General features: G+C 64.9%; 1 protein-coding gene. It reads right to left on the bottom strand.

What is annotated here, in order from left to right; translation table 11 throughout:
* Window positions 1-644: IMP dehydrogenase (locus EOA86_RS37355; RefSeq protein ID WP_128345877.1), on the bottom strand; the 644-nt coding region annotated here is incomplete at both ends.

Genomic DNA, 644 nt, shown 5'->3' with positions numbered 1-644 from the left:
CGACATGATTGCCGAAAGCTGCGGCACGCCGACGCCGGCGACGATGCGGGTGGTGCAGATGGAGCCGGGCCCGATGCCGACCTTGACGGCATCGGCGCCGGCATCGATCAGCGCCAGCGTGCCTTCTGACGTGGCGACGTTGCCGGCCAGGATGCGGACCGAATTGGACAGCTTTTTAGCCCGCGTCACGGCATCCAGAACACGTTGCGAATGACCATGGGCGGTGTCGATCACCAGAAGGTCGACGCCGGCATCGATGAGGCGCTCGGCGCGCTCGAACCCGTCATCGCCGACGCTGGTGGCGGCCGCCGCGCGCAAACGTCCCTGCACGTCCTTGGTGGCGTGCGGGTTGAGCTGCGACTTCTCGATGTCCTTGACGGTGATCAGCCCGACGCAATTGCCGTCGCCATCGACCACGACCAGCTTTTCGATGCGGTGCTGGTGCAGGAGCCGCTTGGCCTCGTCCTGATCGACATTTTCCTTGACCGTGATCAGGTTCTCACGGGTCATCAGCTCGTAGACTTTCTGGGCCGGATCGGAAGCGAAGCGCACGTCGCGGTTGGTCAGGATGCCGACCAGCCGTCCGACCTTATGCCCGCCGGCGCCGCCATTCTCGACCACCGGAATGCCCGAGATGCTGTAGG

The sequence above is a fragment of the Mesorhizobium sp. M5C.F.Ca.IN.020.32.2.1 genome (assembly GCF_004023105.1).
GTDB lineage: Bacteria > Pseudomonadota > Alphaproteobacteria > Rhizobiales > Rhizobiaceae > Mesorhizobium > Mesorhizobium wenxiniae.
The sequence above is the reverse complement of the archived record's forward strand: the minus strand, read 5'-3'. Positions and strand labels throughout refer to the sequence as shown.